At 70.4% G+C, this 19388-nt stretch carries 18 protein-coding genes and 1 tRNA gene; 7 read left to right on the top strand and 12 right to left on the bottom strand.

Translation table 11 applies throughout. The features are described from left to right. Nucleotides 1–31: 31 nt before the first annotated feature. The gene (locus tag GPZ80_RS21790; RefSeq protein WP_187222835.1) at nt 32–457 is read right to left on the bottom strand and encodes a hypothetical protein; all 426 of its coding nucleotides are present in this window, start codon (nt 455–457) and stop codon (nt 32–34) included. Between the two features lie 63 nt (nt 458–520). Then, complete coding sequence (locus GPZ80_RS21785) at nt 521–1972, bottom strand: MFS transporter (protein WP_187222834.1); 1452 nt, start codon at nt 1970–1972, stop codon at nt 521–523. 85 nt (nt 1973–2057) lie between these two features. Between GPZ80_RS21785 and GPZ80_RS21780 the strand changes: the two genes are divergently transcribed. Beyond that, entirely contained in the window at nt 2058–2441 is a 384-nt protein-coding gene (locus GPZ80_RS21780; RefSeq protein WP_187222833.1) for a MarR family winged helix-turn-helix transcriptional regulator, read from the top strand. A gap of 55 nt (nt 2442–2496) precedes the next feature. Beyond that, nucleotides 2497–2823 carry a plasmid stabilization protein gene (locus GPZ80_RS21775; RefSeq protein WP_187222832.1) on the top strand — a complete coding sequence of 109 codons (327 nt, stop codon included), beginning with the start codon at nt 2497–2499 and terminating at the stop codon, nt 2821–2823. On the opposite strand, the gene GPZ80_RS21770 is transcribed toward GPZ80_RS21775, so the two are convergent. Both GPZ80_RS21770 and GPZ80_RS21765 read right to left on the bottom strand, forming a co-directional pair. After that, nucleotides 2824–3510 (bottom strand): TetR/AcrR family transcriptional regulator C-terminal domain-containing protein, encoded by a 687-nt coding sequence (locus tag GPZ80_RS21770; RefSeq protein WP_187222831.1) that lies wholly within the window; start codon nt 3508–3510, stop codon nt 2824–2826. It abuts the gene before it with no gap. A gap of 82 nt (nt 3511–3592) precedes the next feature. Beyond that, entirely contained in the window at nt 3593–4783 is a 1191-nt protein-coding gene (locus GPZ80_RS21765) for a sensor histidine kinase (RefSeq protein WP_187222830.1), read from the bottom strand. A gap of 105 nt (nt 4784–4888) precedes the next feature. Between GPZ80_RS21765 and GPZ80_RS21760 the strand changes: the two genes are divergently transcribed. Continuing rightward, nucleotides 4889–7225: an ATP-binding protein gene (locus tag GPZ80_RS21760; protein ID WP_187222829.1), complete on the top strand. Its 2337-nt coding sequence runs from the start codon at nt 4889–4891 to the stop codon at nt 7223–7225. Between the two features lie 77 nt (nt 7226–7302). Continuing rightward, the gene (locus GPZ80_RS21755; protein WP_187222828.1) at nt 7303–8262 is read left to right on the top strand and encodes an epimerase; all 960 of its coding nucleotides are present in this window, start codon (nt 7303–7305) and stop codon (nt 8260–8262) included. Between the two features lie 286 nt (nt 8263–8548). On the opposite strand, the gene GPZ80_RS21750 is transcribed toward GPZ80_RS21755, so the two are convergent. Continuing rightward, nucleotides 8549–9526 carry an ArsR/SmtB family transcription factor gene (locus GPZ80_RS21750; RefSeq protein ID WP_187222827.1) on the bottom strand — a complete coding sequence of 326 codons (978 nt, stop codon included), beginning with the start codon at nt 9524–9526 and terminating at the stop codon, nt 8549–8551. 93 nt (nt 9527–9619) lie between these two features. Here GPZ80_RS21750 and GPZ80_RS21745 point away from each other — a divergent pair, with 93 nt between their 5' ends. Continuing rightward, the gene (locus GPZ80_RS21745; protein WP_222719637.1) at nt 9620–10831 is read left to right on the top strand and encodes an MFS transporter; all 1212 of its coding nucleotides are present in this window, start codon (nt 9620–9622) and stop codon (nt 10829–10831) included. Here the strand turns inward: GPZ80_RS21745 and GPZ80_RS21740 are convergent. Next, nucleotides 10826–11653 (bottom strand): poly(ethylene terephthalate) hydrolase family protein, encoded by an 828-nt coding sequence (locus GPZ80_RS21740; protein WP_187222825.1) that lies wholly within the window; start codon nt 11651–11653, stop codon nt 10826–10828. The genes GPZ80_RS21745 and GPZ80_RS21740 overlap by 6 nt on opposite strands. Nucleotides 11654–11827: 174 nt before the next feature. Here GPZ80_RS21740 and GPZ80_RS21735 point away from each other — a divergent pair, with 174 nt between their 5' ends. Then, nucleotides 11828–14125, top strand: coding sequence for a helix-turn-helix transcriptional regulator (locus tag GPZ80_RS21735; protein WP_187222824.1), 2298 nt, complete (start codon nt 11828–11830; stop codon nt 14123–14125). Between the two features lie 25 nt (nt 14126–14150). Here the strand turns inward: GPZ80_RS21735 and GPZ80_RS21730 are convergent, their stop codons facing one another. The 3 genes from GPZ80_RS21730 to GPZ80_RS21720 all read right to left on the bottom strand — a co-directional run bounded on the left by GPZ80_RS21730 (nt 14151) and on the right by GPZ80_RS21720 (nt 15834). After that, nucleotides 14151–14471, bottom strand: coding sequence for a hypothetical protein (locus GPZ80_RS21730; protein WP_187222823.1), 321 nt, complete (start codon nt 14469–14471; stop codon nt 14151–14153). After that, nucleotides 14471–15400, bottom strand: coding sequence for a hypothetical protein (locus GPZ80_RS21725; protein WP_187222822.1), 930 nt, complete (start codon nt 15398–15400; stop codon nt 14471–14473). The genes GPZ80_RS21730 and GPZ80_RS21725 overlap by 1 nt, the downstream gene beginning before the upstream one ends. 92 nt (nt 15401–15492) lie before the next feature. Further along, nucleotides 15493–15834 (bottom strand): hypothetical protein, encoded by a 342-nt coding sequence (locus GPZ80_RS21720; RefSeq protein WP_187222821.1) that lies wholly within the window; start codon nt 15832–15834, stop codon nt 15493–15495. A gap of 122 nt (nt 15835–15956) precedes the next feature. Between GPZ80_RS21720 and GPZ80_RS21715 the strand changes: the two genes are divergently transcribed. Beyond that, on the top strand, nt 15957–17006 hold the full coding sequence (locus GPZ80_RS21715; protein ID WP_187222820.1) for a flavin-containing monooxygenase: 1050 nt from the start codon (nt 15957–15959) through the stop codon (nt 17004–17006). A gap of 241 nt (nt 17007–17247) precedes the next feature. On the opposite strand, the gene GPZ80_RS21710 is transcribed toward GPZ80_RS21715, so the two are convergent. The 3 genes from GPZ80_RS21710 to GPZ80_RS21700 form a co-directional block, all read right to left on the bottom strand. Next, complete coding sequence (locus GPZ80_RS21710) at nt 17248–17670, bottom strand: hypothetical protein (protein ID WP_222719636.1); 423 nt, start codon at nt 17668–17670, stop codon at nt 17248–17250. A 414-nt stretch (nt 17671–18084) separates the two neighbouring features. Continuing rightward, nucleotides 18085–18157 (bottom strand) — tRNA-Arg (locus tag GPZ80_RS21705). Nucleotides 18158–18270: 113 nt separating this feature from the next. Continuing rightward, a complete protein-coding gene (locus tag GPZ80_RS21700) occupies nt 18271–19326 on the bottom strand; it encodes a LacI family DNA-binding transcriptional regulator (RefSeq protein ID WP_187222818.1) in 1056 nt (351 codons plus the stop codon). Nucleotides 19327–19388: the final 62 nt, after the last annotated feature.

Raw genomic sequence — 19388 nt, 5'->3', positions numbered from 1 at the left:
TCAACGAGTGGCTATGACTTCGAAACACGGCCTAGCCGCCGGAAGGCAGCCCGGCGGCGGTGAGCGCCTGCCACAGCGAAGGCTTGGCCTGCCGCCGGATGTCGAGGCCGTTGACGTAGCGGCAACTGAACGCCTCGGCCCGGATCTCCGTGGGCTTCCCCGTGTTGTCGGTGAAACGCAACACGAATGTCGGGCCGAGGTCGGCGGTGCACTGGGCGTCCGTGGGCGGTTCAGGCAACTCGCAGAGTGCCCGGGTCACCTGCTCGATCGCCGAGGCGTCGGTGGTCGTCTTGGTCGGCTCTTCCTGCGTGAACCCCTCGGGGTCGTCCCGCGTGACCGTCAGTTCACCGGGCTGGTAGTCCGGTGAGCACAGCGGCGACTTCTCCGCGGACGTGCCCTGGCCGCACGCCACGACAAAGACGGCGGCGGCCAGCGTGCCGATCAGCTTGAGCACCATGGGAAACAGAGTGGCACGCGGGGCGGCCTGGCACCCCCCAAATGGCCAGGCCGCCCCCAGCCCTCACTCCACCGCGAGAGCGAACTCCGGTGCCACCGCCTTCTCCTCCCGGCGCCCCAAGACCCCCGACAGCGCGACCAGCAGTCCCAGCACGGAGATCCCGGTGACCACGAACAACGCCGGTGTGAGCCCGGTGAGCAGCGCCGCGCGGGATGCGTCGGCGCCGCCGTTCGCCGTGAGGACCGCGGTGATCACCGCGAGCCCGATGGCGCCGCCGACCTGGACCGACGTGTTCAGCAGACCGCCCGCGAGCCCCTGCTCGCTGTCGGCCACACCGGCCGTGGCCTGGATGTTCATCGACGAGAACGCCAGCATGAAGCCGACACCGAGCAGGACCATGCTCGGCAGCACCGCGCCGAGGTAGCCGGAGTGCTCGTCGACGCCAAGGAACAGCGCGTATCCGACGACGTGCGCGGTGACGCCTGCCAGGATCGTGCGCGAGGTCCCGAAGCGGTTGATCAATGGCTCGATCCGCGGCGAGCCGAACGCCACGATCGCGGCCGCGGGAAGGAACCCGAGGGCGGTCTGCAGCGGCGACCAGCCCAGCACCGACTGCAGGTAGAGCATCACCACGAACTGGAAGCCGATGTACCCGCCGAAGAACAGCGCGCCGCCGACGTTGGCGCGGGCCAGCGGACCGGACTTGAGGATGCCCAGCCGCAGCAGCGGGTGCGTGCTGCGCTTCTCGATGGTCACGAATGTGGTGAGCAACGCGAGCGCGAGGGCGAAGGAGATCAGCGTGCGGGGCGCGGCCCAGCCGACCTCGGGGGCTTCGACCACGGCGAACACCAGCAGCAGCGAGCCCGCGGCCCCGGTGATGGCGCCGGGCAGGTCGTAGCCCGCGCCGGTGCGCTCCGGCCGGTAGTCGGGGATCAGCTTGATCGCGGCGACCAGTGCGGCGATCGCGATCGGCACCGGCAGCAGGAACGTCCACCGCCAGCCGACCTGGGTCAACAGGCCGGAGAAGACCAGGCCTGCGGAGTACCCGCTGGCGCCGAACACCGCGAAGATGCCGATCGCCTTGTTGCGCGCCGGGCCCTCACGGAATGTCGTGGTGATGATGGAGAGTGCGGCGGGCGCGGTGAAGGCGGCCGCGACACCCTTGATGAACCGGCTCGCGATCAGCAGGGCGCCGTCGTCGACCAGCCCGCCGAACAGTGAGGCGAGCGCGAAGACGCCGACCGCGATGAGGAACACCCGGCGCCTGCCGAGCAGGTCGGCGGTGCGGCCGCCGAGCAGGAGCAGACCGCCGTAGCCGAGGACGTACCCGCTGACGATCCACTGCAGCGCGCTGGTCGAGAGGCCGAGTTCGGCCCGGATGGACGGAAGGGCGACGCCGACCATGGAGACGTCGAGCGCGTCGAGGCCGATGACGGTGGACACGGTCAGGAGGACGCCCCAGAGGCGTGCGTCCCACCGTGTGGAGGTGGTGGACAGCTGGGTGGAAGAGCTCATGATCCGCACGCTACATGCATGCACATCTAATGCCAACGAATTAAATGTGTTTGCATCAAATTCGTCTGCATGATACTTTGGCGCCGTGAGCGAACTCGCGGATGAGGGTCTGGTGCGGCAGTGGCGCGGCCTCCTCGCCCGCCACGCTGCGGTGTTCGGCGCGCTTGAATGCGAGCTGCAGTCCAAGCATGGCCTCGGTGTCAGCGAGTTCGAGGCCCTGGAGCGCCTGGCCACCGGCGAGGCGAAGTGCCGCGGCGCCGAACTCACCGACGCCGTTCACCTGAGCCAGAGCGCCACCTCCCGCCTCGTCGCTCGCATGGAGCGCGAAGGCCTGGTCGAGCGCGCGATGTGCGAGCTGGACCGCCGCGGCATCTTCGTGTCCCTGACCGAAGAGGGCCTGCGGCGCTACGAGCAGGCCAAGCCGACCCACCGGGCGATCCTCAAGGAAACGCTGACCTTCGACGACTGATTCCCTCGCGGTTGGGTAACCGGTCCTCGGCAGGAAACGTCAGGAGGAGGTCGCCATGCCGCAGCGGGCGTGGAACGCGAAGCGAGAGCGTCAGTACGAGCACATAAAGGAAGGCCTGCTCGAGCGCGGGGAGACCGAGGACACCGCGGAGGAGATCGCCGCGCGCACGGTCAACAAGGAGCGGGCTCGGGCCGGGGAGGCTGAGGAGTCGAGCCGGACCTCGACCGAGGACATCTCTTCGGGCAGGCGCGGCGGGCTGCGGTCGCACAAGGGGCCGGGTGGGCGGACCCGCGACCAGCTCTACAACGAGGCTCGGGAGAAGGGGATCAAGGGTCGGTCGAAGATGAACAAGGCTCAGCTGGAGCGAGCCGTGGGTCGCTGATCAATCCGGCTGCGAGGTCCAGTGCTGTTGGTGGAGCCGTTCGAAGCCGTCTAGGAGCACGTCCAGCGCGAACTCGAACTCGAACTGGTCGTCGCACCCGCCGCCGACGGACGATTCCGCGTCGTGGGCGGTCGCGGTGGCGAGTTCGGTGATGTGCGGGTACTTCTCGGCGAACTGGGTGAGCATCGCCGCGCGCGGGTCCGGGTCCTCCGGGGGCGGCGGGGTCGGGAACACCTCCTGGGTGAACCCCCACATCCGACTGCCGAGCGCGTGCATCACGTGGTGGGTGAGATCGAGGGAGAATCCGCCCGCCCGGAACATGCCGATCAGCGAGTCCATGTACGCGAGCACCACCGGGGTGGCGTGGCTGCGCGATTCGATCACCTGTGACGCCCAGCGGTGGCGCAGCAGCGCCTCCCGCGCGGAGAGGACGCGTTGGCGGATCGCGGATTTCCAGTCGGAGTCGGACACTGGGGCGGCTATCTCGCCGACGATGACCTCGACCATGCCGTCGAGCAGTTCTTCCTTGTTGGCCACGTGCTTGTAAAGCGCCATCGGCACCACGCCCAACTCTTGGGCGAGGTTGCGCATACTCAACGACTCGATGCCCACGTCGTCGGCGAGCGCCACGGCGGCACGCAGGACGCGGTCGCGGTTCAGCGGCACGCGACGTGGATCGCTTGACATGTGTACACCGTACACTTCCGGTGCGCATCGGGGTCGGAGCCGGAGCGGACCAGCGCCTCGTCGTCCACGACCACAACCCGAATCATCTGTGCTCCCCCCCGGTGGTCGGCTCCACGGCCGCTGGGCAGGGAATTGGCTTTCCGTAGCCCAACCGGAGCCGGACTTCGAAGCCGCCCGCCGCGGTCGGGCCCGCGGTCACGGTCCCGTCGAGCAGTTCGGCCCGCTCCCGCAAGCCGACCAGGCCATGCTTGTCACTGGGCAGCGCGAGGGCGGGCCGGGTCGGTGCGGTGTTGGTGATCGTCGCGCCGAGGTGGGTGTCGTCGTGCCAGACCTGCACGGTGGCGGTCGCGCCGGGCGCGTGTTTGCGTGCGTTGGTGAGCGCTTCCTGCACGGTCCGGTAGACCGCGCGCTGCAGCGACGGGGCCAGGTCGGCGGGCAGGGAGCCGTCGAGCCGGGTGACGATGCCGCTGTTGGCCACCAGCGGGCGCAGGTCGGCCAGGGTCGGTTGCGGCGCGAGTTCGGTGATCGAGGTCCCCGACGCGCGCAGCACCGCGACCATGTGGCGCAGCTCGTCGAGGGTGCTGACGCTGAGCAGGCGGATCGTCTCGGCGGCGTCGCCCACGACGGGGTCGGGCACGCTCATCCGCAGCGCACCGGCCTGCACGGCGATCAGGCTGACCTGGTGGGAGACGACGTCGTGCATTTCCCGCGCCAACTGTGCGCGCTCCCGGGCGAGCACGGTCTGCGCCACCAGTTCGCGTTCGTGCTCGCGCGCCTCGCCGATCTCGACCAGCCGCGCGGACAGGTCCCGCCGGGTCTGCACGAACTGGCCCAGGAACACGATCGCGCCCGCCCAGCTCACGGCGTAGCCGAGACCCGCCAGCGTCGTGCCGTCGAACACCTCGCCCGCGACCCACGGCCACGGCAGCACCAGGCACACCGCCACCACGGCCGTGCAGCAGGCGAGCACCGGCCGGTTGCGGCTGCGCACGGCGACGGCGTAGAGGGTGATCGCGGTGGTCGCCTGCGCGCCCGCCATGAGCGTGGCGGGCACCGCGATGAGGAACGCGACAAACGGCCATCGCCTGCGCAGCGGCACCCCGAGCACCGCGATGATCGCCACGGCGAGCACGGCGACGTCGATCGGCTCCCCGTCGGCGAAGTGGAACATGAACCACACGTCCAGGGCGCAGACACCCAGCAGGACGCCGTCGACGAGAGCGGGCGGCGTCCGGCTCAGCAGGGACGTTCGCGCCCGGCCGGTAGGCGGCATGTCCCCGGACCCACCGCGCACTCTGCCCCGTCTCCGATGATCTGTCGTCTGCGGACACCGATCTTAAACCGACCCACTGCGCCGTTCGGGCGTATTTTGACGCCTGTGACCCGCCAAGACCAGCCGCGCCTGCCCGTCGACGTGACCAGCTTCGTGGGACGCGGGCCAGAGGTCGCGGAAATCCGCCTGCTGCTCGGCGAGTCGCGGCTGGTCACGCTGACCGGGCCCGGTGGCGTGGGCAAGACCAGGCTGGCGCTGCGGGTGGCCGAGCAGCTGCGCCGGACGTTCGGCGGGCGGGTCCGGCTGGTCGAGCTGGCGGAGCTTCGGGACCCGGCACTGCTCGCCCACACCGTCGCCGCCCAGCTCGACGTGGCCGACCCCACCCACGGCAACGTCGCGGACGCGCTGCTGGAGCACCTGGCCGACGCCCACGTCCTGCTGGTGCTGGACAACTGCGAGCACCTGGTGGACGCGGTGGCCAAGCTGGTCGACCGGATCACGCGGGCCGCGCCGCGGGTGCACGTCCTGGCGACGAGCCGGGAATCCCTGGGCGTGGTCGGTGAGGCCGGGTTCGTCGTGCCGCCGCTGGCGGTGCCGGACCCGGAGGCGGCGACCTCCGCCGCCGAGGTGCTGCGCTACGACGGGACCACGCTGTTGATCGACCGGGCGCGGGCGGTCCGGTCCGACTTCCACGTCGACGAACACAACTACGCCGCCGTCGCCGCCCTGTGCCGGTGGCTCGACGGCATCCCGCTGGCGATCGAGCTCGCGGCGGTGCGGCTGCGGTCGCTGACGGCCGAGGAGATCGTCGACCGGCTCGGGGACCGGTTCCGGCTGCTGACCCTGGGCCGCCGCCTCGGCCCCGCCCGGCACCAGACGCTGCAGGCGACCGTCGAGTGGAGCCACGCGCTGTGCAATCCGGCCGAGCGGGCGATGTGGGCGAGGGCGGCGCTGTTCTCCGGCGGGTTCGAACTCGACGCGGTCGAGGCCGTCGTGGTCGGCGACGATCTTCCCGCGGCCGTGGTCATCGATGTGCTGGACTCGTTGGTGGACAAGTCGATCCTGAGCGCCGAGGGCGGCGAGCAGACGCGGTACGTCATGTTGGAGACCCTGCGGGACTTCGGCATGCGGCAACTGGGCGACGACGAGATGGCGGCCCTGCGGCGTCGGCACCGGGACTTCTACGCGGGGCTACTCGCGACCCTGCGGCTGCAGTACCTCGCGGGCGCGGGCGAGGCCGCGGCGGCGCGGGGTCTGCGCGAACGCGGGAATCTGCGTGCGGCACTGGAGTTCTGCGCCACCGAGCCCGGCGAAGCCAGGGCGGGCATGCGCATGGCCGCGGCCATGCTCACCTACTGGTCGGCGAAGGCGTCCGCCGAGGGCGCCCGGTGGCTCGACCGGCTCCTCGCCGCCGACCCCACGCCCAGCCGTGAGCGGGCCCAGGCACTGTGCGACCGCGCGTGGCTGCCGATCCTGCGGGCCGGGCAGTCCGCGACCGGGTTCCTGGACGAGGCCGAACAGGTCATCGACGAGCTCGGGCTGCACTCGGCGCTTGAGTCGATCCTCATCCAGCGCTCGCGGGCCGCGTTGCACCTCTTCGCGGGCAGGCCCGTGGCGGCGACCGCGATCCTGGCTCGGGTGCTGGACTGGTTCGAGAACTGGGAGCCCACCTCGGAGTGGGAACGGGCGTACCGCCCGTACTCGATGTTGAGCTGCCGGATCGTCCTCGCCCACACCTACAGCGCCGCAGGCGAGCCGCGGCGCGCTGAGGCCCTGCTGCGCGAGGCCCTGCCGATAGCGGCCGAACACGGGCACACGGCGCAGCGCGCCGTCGGGCTGTGGAACCTCGGGATGTTGCGCCTGGAGGACGGCGAGACGGCCGAAGCCGCCGAACTGGCCCGGGAGAGCCTGCGGCTCGCCAGGGACCTCGACGACCAGACGTGCGTCGCCGACGGGCTGCGGTTGCTGAGTTCGATCGCCGCCGCCCAGGGCGACGCCATCCACGCCGCCCTGCTCGACGGCGCCACGGACGAGATCGGCCACGCCAACGCCGCCATGATCACCAGCGGGTGGGAGTCCGACGTCCACGCCCGCCACCGCGCCGTGGCGCTCGGCGCGCTCGGCCAGGAGTCGTTCGACGCCGCATACGGGCTTGGCGCCCGGTTCACCGCCGCCGAAGCCATCGCGGTCGCCCTCGATGAGCGGCCCGCGCGCGCCCAGCGCCTGGCGAAGCTGGAGCGGCCCCTCACCCGACGGCAGAACCAGGTCGCCGACCTCATCGCCGAGGGCAAGAGCAACCGTGAGATCGCCGACGCGCTGACCATCTCCGTCCGCACGGCGGAATCGCACGTCGACCACATCCTGAGCACCCTCGGCTTCAGCACGCGCACCCAGATCGCGACCTGGGTCGCGAGCGGACGCGGCGAGCACCCGGCGACCTGAGCACCTCTCGTCGCGGCGGTGCCGCAGGTCACCGCGCTGCAGGCGGGTTCGGCGGTAGCGTGGTCGTGGGGGTGATCATGAAGATCGTGTTGCCCGGTGGGACCGGGAATGTCGGGGGATTTCTCAGCCGGTCGCTCGCGGCGGCCGGGCACGAGGTCGTCGTGCTCACCAGGCGGGCCGGGGTCGACCTCGGGGGCGGGGTCCGGTCCGTTGCCTGGGACGGCCGCACCGTCGGCGCCTGGGCGGCCGAGATCGACGGCTGCGACGCGGTGGTCAACCTGGCCGGGCGCAGCGTCAGCTGCCGTTACACCGAGTCGAACCTGCGGGAGATGATGGACTCGCGGGTGGACTCCGCGCGGGCGGTCGGGGACGCGATCGCCGGGGCCGCCGCGCCGCCGCGGGTGTGGCTGCAGATGAGCACCGCGACGATCTACGCCCACCGCTTCGACGCCGCCAACGACGAAGCCTCTGGAGTCATCGGCGGTACAGAGCCTGGAGTTCCGGACTACTGGGCGTTCAGCGCCGAGATCGCCAAGCGGTGGGAACTCGCGCAGGAACAGGCGCCGACCCCGGACACCCGCAAGGTCGCGCTGCGGACCGCCATGGTGATGAGCCCGGACCGAGCGAGCGTCTTCGACGTCATGTCCTGGATGGTCCGGCTGGGTCTCGGCGGGCCGGTCGCGGGCGGGCGGCAGTACGTCTCCTGGATCCACGACCACGACTTCCTCCGCGCCGTCGACCTCCTCCTCACCCGCGACGACCTCGCGGGCCCGGTCAACCTGGCCGCGCCCGGACCGGTTCCGCAGCGTGACTTCATGCGGACCCTCCGCCGGGCTTGGCGGATGCCGGTCGGGCTGCCCGCGACGAAGTGGATGGCCGAGGTCGGCGCGTTCGTCCTGCGGTCCGACACCGAGCTGCTGCTCAAAAGCCGCCGCGTCGTCCCGCGACGCCTGCTCGACGCCGGGTTCGCCTTCGACTTCGCACGGTGGGACGACGCCGCCGCCGACCTGGTGCGGCGCACCCGCGCACGGAGCTGACGCCCAGTCACCGCTTCCGGGAGACGTACAGGCAGTCCATCGGGTCGTCGGGCACGTCCTCGACCGAGACGAGGTCGAAGTCCGCGTCGTCGAGCATCCGGGTCGCCAGCTGCCTGCCCACGCGGTGCCGGGTCCGCCTCGACGAGCGGGTCGGTCATGGCCAACGTCCAGCGATCAGTCTCCTGACCGGAGTATCGCGCCGAAGCCCCGCTCGCGACAGGGTCGTTGCCGCGTCCTTGGTGAAACACCGGAGGTCATCACCCGACCAGCGCAGCGCGCGGCTCGATCAACTCGTCAGCGTGGCGCCGAGCGCCGTGCGTTCGTAGAGGACGACGCGCCCGACGCGGCGGCTGGTGATCAAGCCGGTGTCGCGCAGCGCGGCCAGGTGCCCGGACACGGTGGCCGGGCTGACCCCATGCGCGCGCGCGAGCGTGCCGGTCGAGGCCGCGGCTTCAAGGTTGACCAGGATCTGCGCCCGGGTGCGCCCGATGAGACGGGCCAATGCCTGAGTGGACCGCTGGGGCCTGGCCTGCCACAGCTCCGCGACGCCGCGGACCGGGTAGATCAGCGTGGGTTGCCACGGCGGTTCGACCACGACGATGACCGCCGGCCACACGAACACACTGGGCATGAGCAGCAGGCCTTGCCCGCCCAACAGCCTGCGCATCGGATACGTGGTGTCGACGCGCACCGCGTTGTCACTCCACCGCACTCGCGGGTTCAGGTCCGCGAGCACCTTGTGCAGACCGCCGTCTGCCAGCTGCCGGGCTCGCACCGCGATGTCCGCTTCGAGCCGGTCGCGAACCAGCGGCCACTGCGGGTCGATCAGCTGCTCCCAGCAGGTCCGCACGATCGTTGCGATCTCCGCCAGGGTCCTGGTGGGATCGCCGAGCAGCCGCGCCGCGAGCTCAGCCGACACCCTTTCGGTTCGGGGTCCGCGCAGGCACCGGTGGAGTTCGACGGCCACCTGGTTTGGGTCCGTGGCCACCACCCGGGACAGCTCCGCGTCGAACTCGGCCAGCGGTCCTGGTGGCGGCGGGGTGAGGAAATCCGGGGTGTATCCCTTGTGGGGGAGCAACGCGAGCAGCGGTTCGAGATAGTCGGCGTCGAGCAGGCCGTCGACCCTCCGCAACCACGGCAGGTGGTACGGCTGACGGCGAACGTCGGTGAGCGTGCGGATCGCGGCGATCGTCTCCCACAGTGGAGATAACGCGAAGCGACAGCGCAGGAGGTCGTCGGCGCCCGCCACCAGTTCCGTCGCCATGGCTCTCCTGCCGTCGATTCGACTATGCCCGAATCCATTGAGCCGCGACAGGGTGCTCCGGATCCTCATCGGGTGACCTCACCCGCTCCCCGGATGACTTACCTCCGCGTCCTGGCCATCCCAGAGTTCCGCATGATCTTCGCCGCCCAGGTGATCGCGACGCTGGGCAACGTGGTCGCGCAGCTCACCCTGTCGGTCGTCGTGTACCAGCGGACGGGGTCCCCGCTGCTCTCGGCGCTGACCTTCGCGCTCGGCTTCGCCCCGTACCTGCTCGGCGCGACCCTGCTGTCGGCGGTCGCGGACCGGTGGCCACCGCGGGATGTGCTCGTCGGGTGCCAGGCGATCAGCTGCGGCGTGGTCGCCGCGATGGCGGTCCCCGGCATGCCGATCGCGCCGCTGTTCCTGCTCCTGCTTGTTCTCGGCACGGTGGCGCCGGTGTTTCAGGGCGCCCGGGCGGCCACGCTGCCAGACGTCGTCACCGGCGATGGCTACGCGCTGGCGCGGTCGCTGTTGCGGCTGGTTTCCCAGAGCACGCAGCTGATCGGGTTCGCCGTCGGCGGCGTGCTGCTGCTCGTGCTCTCGCCGAGTGTGTCACTGCTGTCGGCAGCGGCGGGCTGCGCGGTCGCCGCGGTGCTGCTGCGCTTCGGAACCGAACGCAGGCCAGCGCGCACAACTGACGCCGGGGACTCGATCGCCAAGGCGTCGCTGGCGGGAGTCAGGCAGGTCATGGCGTTGCCCGGGCTGCGCCCTCTGCTGCTGTTGACCTGGCTCCCGCCCGCGTTCGCCGTCGCCCCCGAGGCGTTGGCGGTGTCCTACGCCGACAAACTGGGCAGTGGTCCCGCGTTTGTCGGGCTCCTGTTGTCCGCCGCCCCCGCCGGCGCGGTCCTCGGCGAACTCCTCGCGGGCGCCTTCCTGGCCCCCGCGACCAGGGTCCGGCTGGTGGCGCCGATCGCCACGCTGATGTTCCTCCCATTGCTGGCGTTCGCGGTCCGCCCAGGGGCCGCCTTGGCGACACTCCTGTTGTTCCTCTGCGGATTCGGCTTCACCTACGCGATGGGCTTGGACCAGCGGGTCATCGACGCCACCCCGGAGAACCTGCGCGGGCGGACGCTGACGATCGCCCTGGCCGGACTGATGATCACTCAAGGACTGGGTTTCGCCGCGGCGGGCGCCGCCGCCGAATTCGTGGCGCCGCACGTGGTGGTCGTCGCCGCGGGTGTCCTCGGCTTGACCACCGTGCTGCTGTGCGTGATCCGAAGCGACGCCCACCGCCTTGCGTTCACCGAGACGGCTCGTTCGCTATGAACGGGCCTGAGCGTTCCGCTCGAAGCGGGACCAGACCCGGGAAGCGCAGTACCCGCAGTTCGTGCCGGAGAACTCGGCGCGAGCCCGTTCGTCGCCGAGCAACTGCGCCCGGAACCACGCGGTGACGGGTCCGCGGAAACCACCGCCGTCGCGGGCCGCGGTGAAGTGGCCCGCGCCCGCCAACTCGCCGTAGACCGCCGGGATGTGGGTGGCCTTCTGGTAGCGCGGGTAGACGAGCAGCCGTGGGGAGACGATCCAGTCGAACTGGCCCGCGAGGAAGAAGGTGGGTCCGTGCAACGCGGCGACGTCGCCCTGGGGTCCGGGTTCGATCGGCACGGTGGTGTCCACCCGGGGATCGCCGCCCGCCGCGATGGCACCGCCGCCGCCCTGGGAGTGCCCGGTCGCGGCGACCCTGGTCAGGTCGACCTTGCCCGCGTAGGCGTCGCCGGCGGTGTTGTTCCGCGTCGCCAGGTGGTCCAGGCCCGCCAGCATCTCGCGGCCCGATCCGGACTGTTTCGTGTTCGCCGCGGCGACGATGAACCCGTGTGAGGCGAAGTGCCGCAGCAGCGCGTCGTAGGACGTCGGCGTCGCACCGGTCCCGTTGCCCCAGATGATCACCGCGTGGGTGCCGCAGCCGCCGAGTTCGGCGGGCCGGTAGAGGGTGTGCGCGGCGCCGCCCGCCTCGACGGTGACGGGAAAGGGACCAGGGGCCGCCCAGTTCGATGGCGCGGGCGGGCAGTCGGCCGCCATGGCGTCGCCCACCACGGGGACGGTGGCGGCGACGGCCGCGGCGAACCCGAGGGCGATCAGTCGTTTCCTCATGGCGGGCACTCCCTTTGCAGACGGCCGCATCGCCGAACGGCGTGGCGCTTGGGCCCAAAGTCTGGCCACGTCGCACCGCGTTCGGATATAGGCGGAATCGCGTATTGTTCTGCGTACTCGGCCGTTGTCCGGTGGGTGGAAAGCAGCGCGAGCGTGCGAGGTGTGAGTCCGGCGATGGACAGCGAGTCAGCCGATCCGTCACCCGCCGAACTGACCAGCTACGTCGGGCGGCGGCAGGAGAGCGCCGACCTGCTCCGCAGGCTGTCGACCTGCCGGATGGTGACCGTGACCGGTCCCGGCGGGGTCGGCAAAACCAGGCTCGCCACGCGGATCATGCGGGAAAAGGCCGGCCACCAGGTGTTTGTCGGATTGGCCGAACTGGACGATCCGGGCCTGCTGCCCAACCTGGTCGCGGCCCGCCTCGGCCTAGGCGACGCCGGTGGCCGCCCGGTGATGGACACCGTGCTGGACAACCTGCGCGACAGCGAGACCCTGCTGGTGCTGGACAACTGCGAGCACCTGGTGGACCGGTGCGCGGAGTTCGTCACCAGGGTCCTGGTGGAGTGCCCTGGGGTGACCGTGCTGGCGACCAGCAGGCAGAACCTCGGCGTGCCCGGCGAGCAGGCGTTCCCGCTGGCCCCGCTGCCCCTGCCACCCGACGCCGCCGACCTGTCCGACGACGCCCTGACCTCCTACGACGGGGTTCGGCTGTTCGTGGAGCGGGCCACGAGCGCGTGGCCCGACTTCGCCCTGACCCCCGCCAACAGCGCCGACGTCGTGCGGCTGTGCAAGCAGTTGGACGGCCTGCCGCTGGCGATCGAACTGGCGGCGGCCAGGGTCCGTTCGCTCTCGCCCGGACAGATCGCCGACCGGCTCATCGGCGGCCTCGCCCTGCTCGACACCGGTTCGCGCGGCGCGCCGAAGCGCCAGTCCACGCTGCGGGCGGCGATCGACTGGAGTTACGACCTGTGCTCCCCGGCGGAGCGGGCGCTGTGGGCACGCGCGTCGGTGTTCGTCGGGTCGTTCGACCTCGAGGCCGCCGAGCACGTCTGCGTCGGCGGCGCGGACCCGGCGATCGAGCCGGACACGGTGCTGGGTCTTGTCGACGGCCTGGTGGACAAGTCGGTGCTGGTCCGCGCGGATCGGGACGGGGGCGGCCGGTACCGCCTGCTGGAGACGCTGCGCCAGTACGGCCAGGAGCGGCTGGACGCGGTGGGCGACCGGCACCGGACCCAGCGGCGACACCGGGACTGGTTCGCCCGGCGCATCGAGTCGGCGGGCCAGGCGTGGACCAGCCCCGCCCAGGTCGACTGGACCAAGCGGCTGCGCGGAGACCAGGCGAACCTGCGCGCGGCGCTGGAGTGGTCGGTGCGCGAGCCCGGCGAGGCCGCCGCCGCCGTGTGGATGGTGGTCGACGCGACCGAGTACTGGACCGTGTGCGGGTACAACATCGAGGCCCGCACCTGGCTGGACCGGGCCATGGCCGCGATGCCCGCGGACCACCCCGACCGGCCGCGCGCCCTGACCGGCAGCGCCCTGTTCGCCCTGCTGCACTCCGACCCCGCCCGTGCGCTGGACCGGCTCGCCGAGGCCGACCGACTGGCCGCCGCGCTGCCCACGGGCCCGGCGCGCGAGACGGCGACCGCGCACGTCGCGCACGTCCGCAGCCTGGCCGGGTTGATGACGTTCGACCCGGCGACACCGGAGTTAGCCGCGACCGCCGCCGCCGCGTTCCGCGCGCAGGTCGACGTCCGCCGCGAACTGCACCCGCTGTTCGTCCTGGCCATCGCCACGGCCTACTCGACTCCCGACGTGGCCGACGCCCGCGCCGTGCTGGACCGGATGACCAAACTGACCGAGGCGTGCGAGGAGTTCTACTACCGGTCGATGTGCAACCACGCCATCGCGTTCGTCGAGGTCGAGTTCGGCGACGTCGACCTCGCGGCCAAGGCCGCGCACGAGGCGCTGGTCTGCACCGAGCCGCTGCACAACCAGGTGGGCGCGGCCTACGTGACCGAGAACCTGGCATGGATCGCGGACCGGCAAGGCGACCATGTGCGCGCCGCGACCCTGTTCGGAGTCGCCGCGCGGCTCTGGCACGCCAACGGGGCGACCGCGGAGGTGGCCGTGCCCCTGCCGCACCGCAGGCATCTCCGCAGCACTGTCGCCGCACTCGGCCAGGCCCGGTTCGACCGGGCGTTCGCCGCCGGCCGGGCCAAGAGCGAGGCGCAGGGGCGGGCGTACGCGCTCAACGTCGACACCGTGCCCGCCGCCGACGAGGACAACCCGCTGAGCCCACGTGAAGTGGAGATCGCCGGGCTGGTCGCGAACGGCATGACGAACCGCGCGATCAGCCTGAAACTGTTCATCGCGCCGCGCACCGTCGACACCCACGTCCGCAACATCCTCACCAAGCTGGACTTCAACAACCGCGCCCAGATCGCCTCCTGGTTCACTGCCCGCCGCCCGTGACCGCCACTCGACGGCTCCCAGGTGCTCACTCCGACTCGCCGAGATCGCCGAACGCGGTCTCGTCATCGACCGGCGCACCGGCATCACCAGCACCGACCTGTGGCCACCGGAGAGCGGGCCCGCTGTCGAACACACCCAGGACGTCGACGACCGGCTCGCCGTGATCGCCACCGGTCGCCGCGTCGGCGTCACCGCCGAGAGCGCCGTCGACCAGTACCCACGATCCGGCCTCGTCTTCCGTCTCCTCCGCGCCCCGCCCATCGCCGTCCGCCTGCCCTGGTGGCACAACGATCAGCATCCGGCGACGCGAACGGCCGTGTCCCTGCTCACCGAGTTCCTTCCGCATCAGACGACCACCGCGCGGAACGCGTGGATGCACCAAGGGCCGTTGTAGCTCGTCGCCCAGAGGTTGGTGGCGTAGCCGTCGAGGCGTTGCCCCTTCACGGTGCCGGTCAGGTAGAGCTGGACGGATTCCTTGCCGCTGCTGTTGCCGTCCATCCCCGGGTCGATCTTCAGGTTCGGCTGGTAGCCCACCAGTTCGTCGACCTTCTGTGGCGTGGCGATGGCATCGGAGCAGAGCAGTTGCTTCGCCGCGGCCGCGTCACCGGAGTTGACGCTGTCGAGAAATCTCCGCATAGCGGCCAATGCCTCAGGTTCGACCGGCTTTCCGTCCGCCGTAGGGGAATCCGGAGTGGCTGTCGTCGTGGGCGACGGGCGGCGGCTGGTGGTCGGCCGGGTGCCCTCGGCGAGTCGGGCGTCGCTCCAGCACCAGGTGCCGTCCTTGCGGGTGATCGTCAGCTCGACCTTCGTCCGCCGTGCCTCGGTGGTGATCGAGACGATCCCGGCGGCCCGGTCGCGGGAGATCGTCTTGGTGTCCACAAGGGACGCCGCACTGATCGCCGCCGCGTTGTCGATGATGCCGTGCACCCCGGGCCGCTTGAGTTCGCACGTCAGGTCCGTGAGCGCGCCCGTGTCGCCGGAGTCCAGCCCGCTCACCAAGGTCTCGAGGAAGTCCTTCGGGTCGCTGTCGCCGGACTTGGTGGAGGTCGTGCTCGGCGGCGGCGCCGGGGCCGGACTTTGTTCGCTGACCAGGAAGCCAGGCGCGACGAACCCGGTGATCCCGAGACCGATCACGGTCACTCCGGCCACGAGCGCGGCGATCACGGGTCCGGACTTCTTCTGCGGGGGCGCGGCGAAGCCATCGGCGTACTGGACGGCCGGTACGGGCCCGCCATAGGGGTACTGCCCGCCCGGCGGCTGCTCTGGGTAGGTCACGTCGCCTCCTCGCTCGTCGTTGCCGCTACGACGGACGTGGGGGACCCGCAGTTCCTTACCGAGGTATTACGGCGGGATCGGACAACACGGTCCTACTCGGCGTTGAAGCCCGGGCACAACAGGTCCAGTGACTCGATCAATTCGCTGGTGTCGGCGTAGCCCTGTTCTTCGATCACATGCCGGCCGTCGCCGATGCCGAATGGCGCGGGACGCAATCGAATGCGCCACGACAGGTGGACCCTGCCGCTGACTTCGCCGACGGTGGCGTCGAGCAACTGGAATTCGGCGGTTCCGCCGACGATCGCGCTGGGAGCGAGCGGCTCGCCGAGGTTGGTGCCGCAGGTTCCCAGATGACGCCGACGGCATGACACTCTATCGACTCTGATCGATGGTTGCATCCATTGATTGGGGTCGATATTGTTCGGAGCAACCATCGACTTGCATCGATGAAAGAGGTTGGGAACGCGGGGCTGTCGATGACTGTCGTCGGCGTTCGGCTGCTTGCCCCTGCTTTCCCGTGCCTGTACGCCGAAACCACTGAAAAGGATCGACAGCTGTGAACGACATCGACGCCATTGTCATCGGTGGGGGACAAGCGGGTCTCGCTGCCGCTCACGCGCTGCGTCAGGCAGGCAACGCCCCGGTCATCTTGGAAGCCGGTGATGAACCGGTGGGTTCGTGGCCGTCCTATTACGACAGTCTCACCCTGTTCTCGCCCGCCCGTTACTCGGCCTTGCCAGGCATGGCATTCCCCGCTGACTCCGAGCACTATCCACACCGCGACGAGGTGATCGACTACCTGCGCCGCTACGCGAAGAACCTCGACGCCGACATCCGCACCGGGCACCGTGTCGAGACTGTGCATGCTGACGACGCGGGGTTCCGGGTGCGCCTGACGGACGGCGCCGAGCTGAGCTCGTCGATCGTTGTCGCGGCCACCGGCGCGTTCGGTCGTCCGTACCGGCCGGTGCTACCCGGTTTGGATTCGTTTACGGGCACTGTGTTGCACGCCTCTGACTACCGCGAGCCGGCACCGTTCGCAGGGCAGCGGGTGGTCGTGGTCGGCGCGGCGAACTCGGCGGTGCAGATCGGCGCGGAACTCGCCGGTCATGCCACGGTCACTCTCGCCACCCGCAAGCCGGTGAAGTTCGCGCCGCAGCGCCCGCTGGGGCGCGATGTTCACTTCTGGTCGACGGTGACGGGCTTCGACGCCCTGCCGGTCGGCCACCTGCTGCGAACCCCGCCGCACATGCCGGTCAACGACGACGGCCGGTACCGCCGCGCCCTCGCGGCCGGGCGCCCGGACCAGCGGCGGATGTTCACCGGTGCCGATGGCTCGCGGCTCACGTGGCCGGACGGCGCCCGCGAGCACGTGGACACGATCATCCTGGCCACCGGCTACCGTCCGGACCTGTCGTACCTCGTCGACCTGGGCGCGTTGACCGTCGACGGCGCACCGAGGCACCGGCGCGGGCTGTCTGTCAGCCATCCCGGTCTTGGATTCGTCGGTCTGGAGTGGCAGCGCAGCTTCTCCTCGGCGACGTTGCGCGGTGTGGGGCGAGACGCCCGTCATGTGGTGCGGCACCTGCTCACCCGGCGTCGGTAGGGGCCCTGTGTGGGGCCTCGCCGCAGAGGCGCCGGCATGTGGTGCCCTCGGCAGGAGTCGACTCTGCATCAGCGGTACCCCATGCGCATGCTCTGAGCTGAGGTTCCTGCATCCAGGGCTCGAACCTGCGCGGTCGTCGGGTGCGCTGTCGGTAGATGAGTCTTTGGACTCCGTGTGTCCGCTACGTGCTTGCGTGCCAGGTCGACTTGGTGAACCAACGTCGGTAGTCGATGTGCGGGCGCTACGTGGCGGGCGTGCGGCCAGTGTTTTGACCTACGCCCAGCGCTCTCACGCGTTCGCCGATGCTCTCTGAGTGGATGTTGTCCGCTAGACAAGTGCGGTGGGAAATGATTGTGCTGCTCCCAGGACCATCGTTGCTGCGGATGTCGAGGACCAGGCCGTCTCCTGGTGCGCTGAGCGTCGTGAGTTGGCCGCAGAAGTCGCAGGGCCACTCAAAGCTCTCCAAGTCGGCTGGCCTGATGCTGAGTCGAACCCATGCGGGTGAATTCCAGCGGCGAACGTGTTGCACCACGGCGTCGATCTCGGTGCCGACCTTCGGGAACAGCGCCAGAAGGTCCTGGTCGACCCCGATCATCTCCCCGAACTGGGCGATCATGTCGATCGACGCGCCCACATCCTCGTGGCCGACAATCTGGACGATCACGCCCCAAGGATGATGGCTGGTGACCTTGGCGAGGACTCGTTGACCAGGGATGAGCGCCAAGGACGCTGTCTCGAATCGACGCATGTCGACCGAATCCTCTCGGGTCGGCCGAGGTCTGGCAAGAGGTGACGATACCCAACCCCGAACACCCAGCGGACGAACATCCACTTCTGGCGCTATACGTGGCGAGACTGCCTCGCAAACGGCACCACTCTGTATCAAGCCGTGGCCAGAGAGGAACCTGAGATAGACCCACGGGCGCGCTCGACCGGTAACTGTGCTGACGGGTAGGCGGCCCGCCTGCGGCCGAGGCAGAATCCGGAATGAACGGCAGCCCGTGCCCCGGCAGGACTCGGGCCTGTGGCCCAGTGTTCGGTGAAGACTCCTGCTGCGGAGCCGGTCCCGTCGTTGTAGTGCCCCCGGCAGGACTCGAACCTGCGGCCAAGAGCTTAGAAGGCTCCTGCTCTATCCGCTGAGCTACAGGGGCGTAGACGGTGACCCCGCCGGAGCAGGGTAACCGTCTCGATTGATCTGATCGTTCGGAACGGCTCGACTGTTTCCGGATCTCACCAGTCGAGTGACGAAGAAAACGCTGACGGGTCACATGGGGGCTGTCGACGCCCGTTCGACCAGGGTCACCGGCAGGGTCGTCGGCGGTCCGGGTCTCGTGCCGTCGAGCAGGCTTAGTGCCAGCTCAGCGGCCATGCGGCCCTTCTCGCCGAGGTCTTGCCGGACTGTTGTCAGCGGCGGGTCGGCCCACTGTGCGGCCGGGGTGTCGTCGAAGCCGACGATGGAAACATCTTCCGGCACCCGCAGCCCCAGATCGTGTGCCGCCCGGATCGCGCCGAGTGCCAGTTCGTCGGACAGGCAGAGCAGCGCGGTCGGTCTGGGGTCGAGCCCGAGCAGCCACAGGGCGCCTTCGCGGCCGTGGTCGCGTCTACAGCCCGGGGCCTCCCAGATGGGCACGTCCGTCTCTTCGAGACCGATCAGCGCGCCCTTCACCCGGTCGCGGGTCACCCGGAATCGCGCGTCGCGCAGTCGTTCGGGTGCCGCGGGTCCCTGTGCGCCGTCGGGGCCCAGCGCGAAGCTCAGGATCGCGACGCGGCGGTGTCCCAGGGCGCGCACGTGTCGGGCGGCCAGGGTCGCCCCCGTCTCGTCGGCGGTGTCGACCCGGGCGGAACCGGCCACCACGGGCTGGTCGATCACCACCAGCGGCAGCCCGCGCGCGGCGACCTGGGCCAGCGCGGGGGAGTCGTCGGGCAGGGAGTAGGCCACGGCGATATCGGCGTGCGCGCGGGCGACGCTGTCGGGTGTGGGGCCCGCGCCGGTGCCGGGCATCAGCAGCAGGCTGCGCTCGCTGTCCAGGGTGGACGCCATGCTGTCGAGCACGATCGACAGCGCCGGGTCCGAGAACGCCGCCGACAGCCCGCCGCCGAGCAGTACGGCCACGGCGCCGCCGCGCCGGGTCGCGAGGCTGCGGGCGACCGGGTCCGGGCCGGAGTACCCGAGCAGGTTCGCGGTCACGATGATGCGCTCGCGCAGCGCGGCGGAAAGCTGGTCAGGACGGTTGTAGGCGTTCGACACCGTCGCCCTGGACACGCCGACCTCCTGGGCCACGGTGTCCAGGGTCGGTCGCCTGACCCGGTCCTGTTTCACACGACCAGAGTAATCCGCGTCTCCCCGAGCCCAAATTCGATGGCGATCACTGAAGCGCTTCA

This window comes from Actinokineospora xionganensis (assembly GCF_014323725.1).
In the GTDB taxonomy this organism is placed as follows: domain Bacteria; phylum Actinomycetota; class Actinomycetes; order Mycobacteriales; family Pseudonocardiaceae; genus Actinokineospora; species Actinokineospora xionganensis.
Note: the sequence above shows the minus strand (reverse complement) of the source record. Positions and strands in the feature narration are given on the sequence as shown.

Bases quoted from the DNA above. Each gene is read 5' to 3' on its own strand.
- GPZ80_RS21790 (WP_187222835.1), bottom strand. From the start codon at position 457: ATGGTGCTCAAGCTGATCGGCACGCTGGCCGCCGCCGTCTTTGTCGTG.
- GPZ80_RS21785 (WP_187222834.1), bottom strand. From the start codon at position 1,972: ATGAGCTCTTCCACCCAGCTGTCCACCACCTCCACACGGTGGGACGCA.
- GPZ80_RS21775 (WP_187222832.1), top strand. From the start codon at position 2,497: ATGCCGCAGCGGGCGTGGAACGCGAAGCGAGAGCGTCAGTACGAGCAC.
- GPZ80_RS21770 (WP_187222831.1), bottom strand. From the start codon at position 3,510: ATGTCAAGCGATCCACGTCGCGTGCCGCTGAACCGCGACCGCGTCCTG.
- GPZ80_RS21765 (WP_187222830.1), bottom strand. From the start codon at position 4,783: ATGCCGCCTACCGGCCGGGCGCGAACGTCCCTGCTGAGCCGGACGCCG.
- GPZ80_RS21755 (WP_187222828.1), top strand. From the start codon at position 7,303: ATGAAGATCGTGTTGCCCGGTGGGACCGGGAATGTCGGGGGATTTCTC.
- GPZ80_RS21750 (WP_187222827.1), bottom strand. From the start codon at position 9,526: ATGGCGACGGAACTGGTGGCGGGCGCCGACGACCTCCTGCGCTGTCGC.
- GPZ80_RS21745 (WP_222719637.1), top strand. From the start codon at position 9,620: ATGACTTACCTCCGCGTCCTGGCCATCCCAGAGTTCCGCATGATCTTC.
- GPZ80_RS21740 (WP_187222825.1), bottom strand. From the start codon at position 11,653: ATGAGGAAACGACTGATCGCCCTCGGGTTCGCCGCGGCCGTCGCCGCC.
- GPZ80_RS21735 (WP_187222824.1), top strand. From the start codon at position 11,828: ATGGACAGCGAGTCAGCCGATCCGTCACCCGCCGAACTGACCAGCTAC.
- GPZ80_RS21730 (WP_187222823.1), bottom strand. From the start codon at position 14,471: ATGCGGAAGGAACTCGGTGAGCAGGGACACGGCCGTTCGCGTCGCCGG.
- GPZ80_RS21720 (WP_187222821.1), bottom strand. From the start codon at position 15,834: ATGGTTGCTCCGAACAATATCGACCCCAATCAATGGATGCAACCATCG.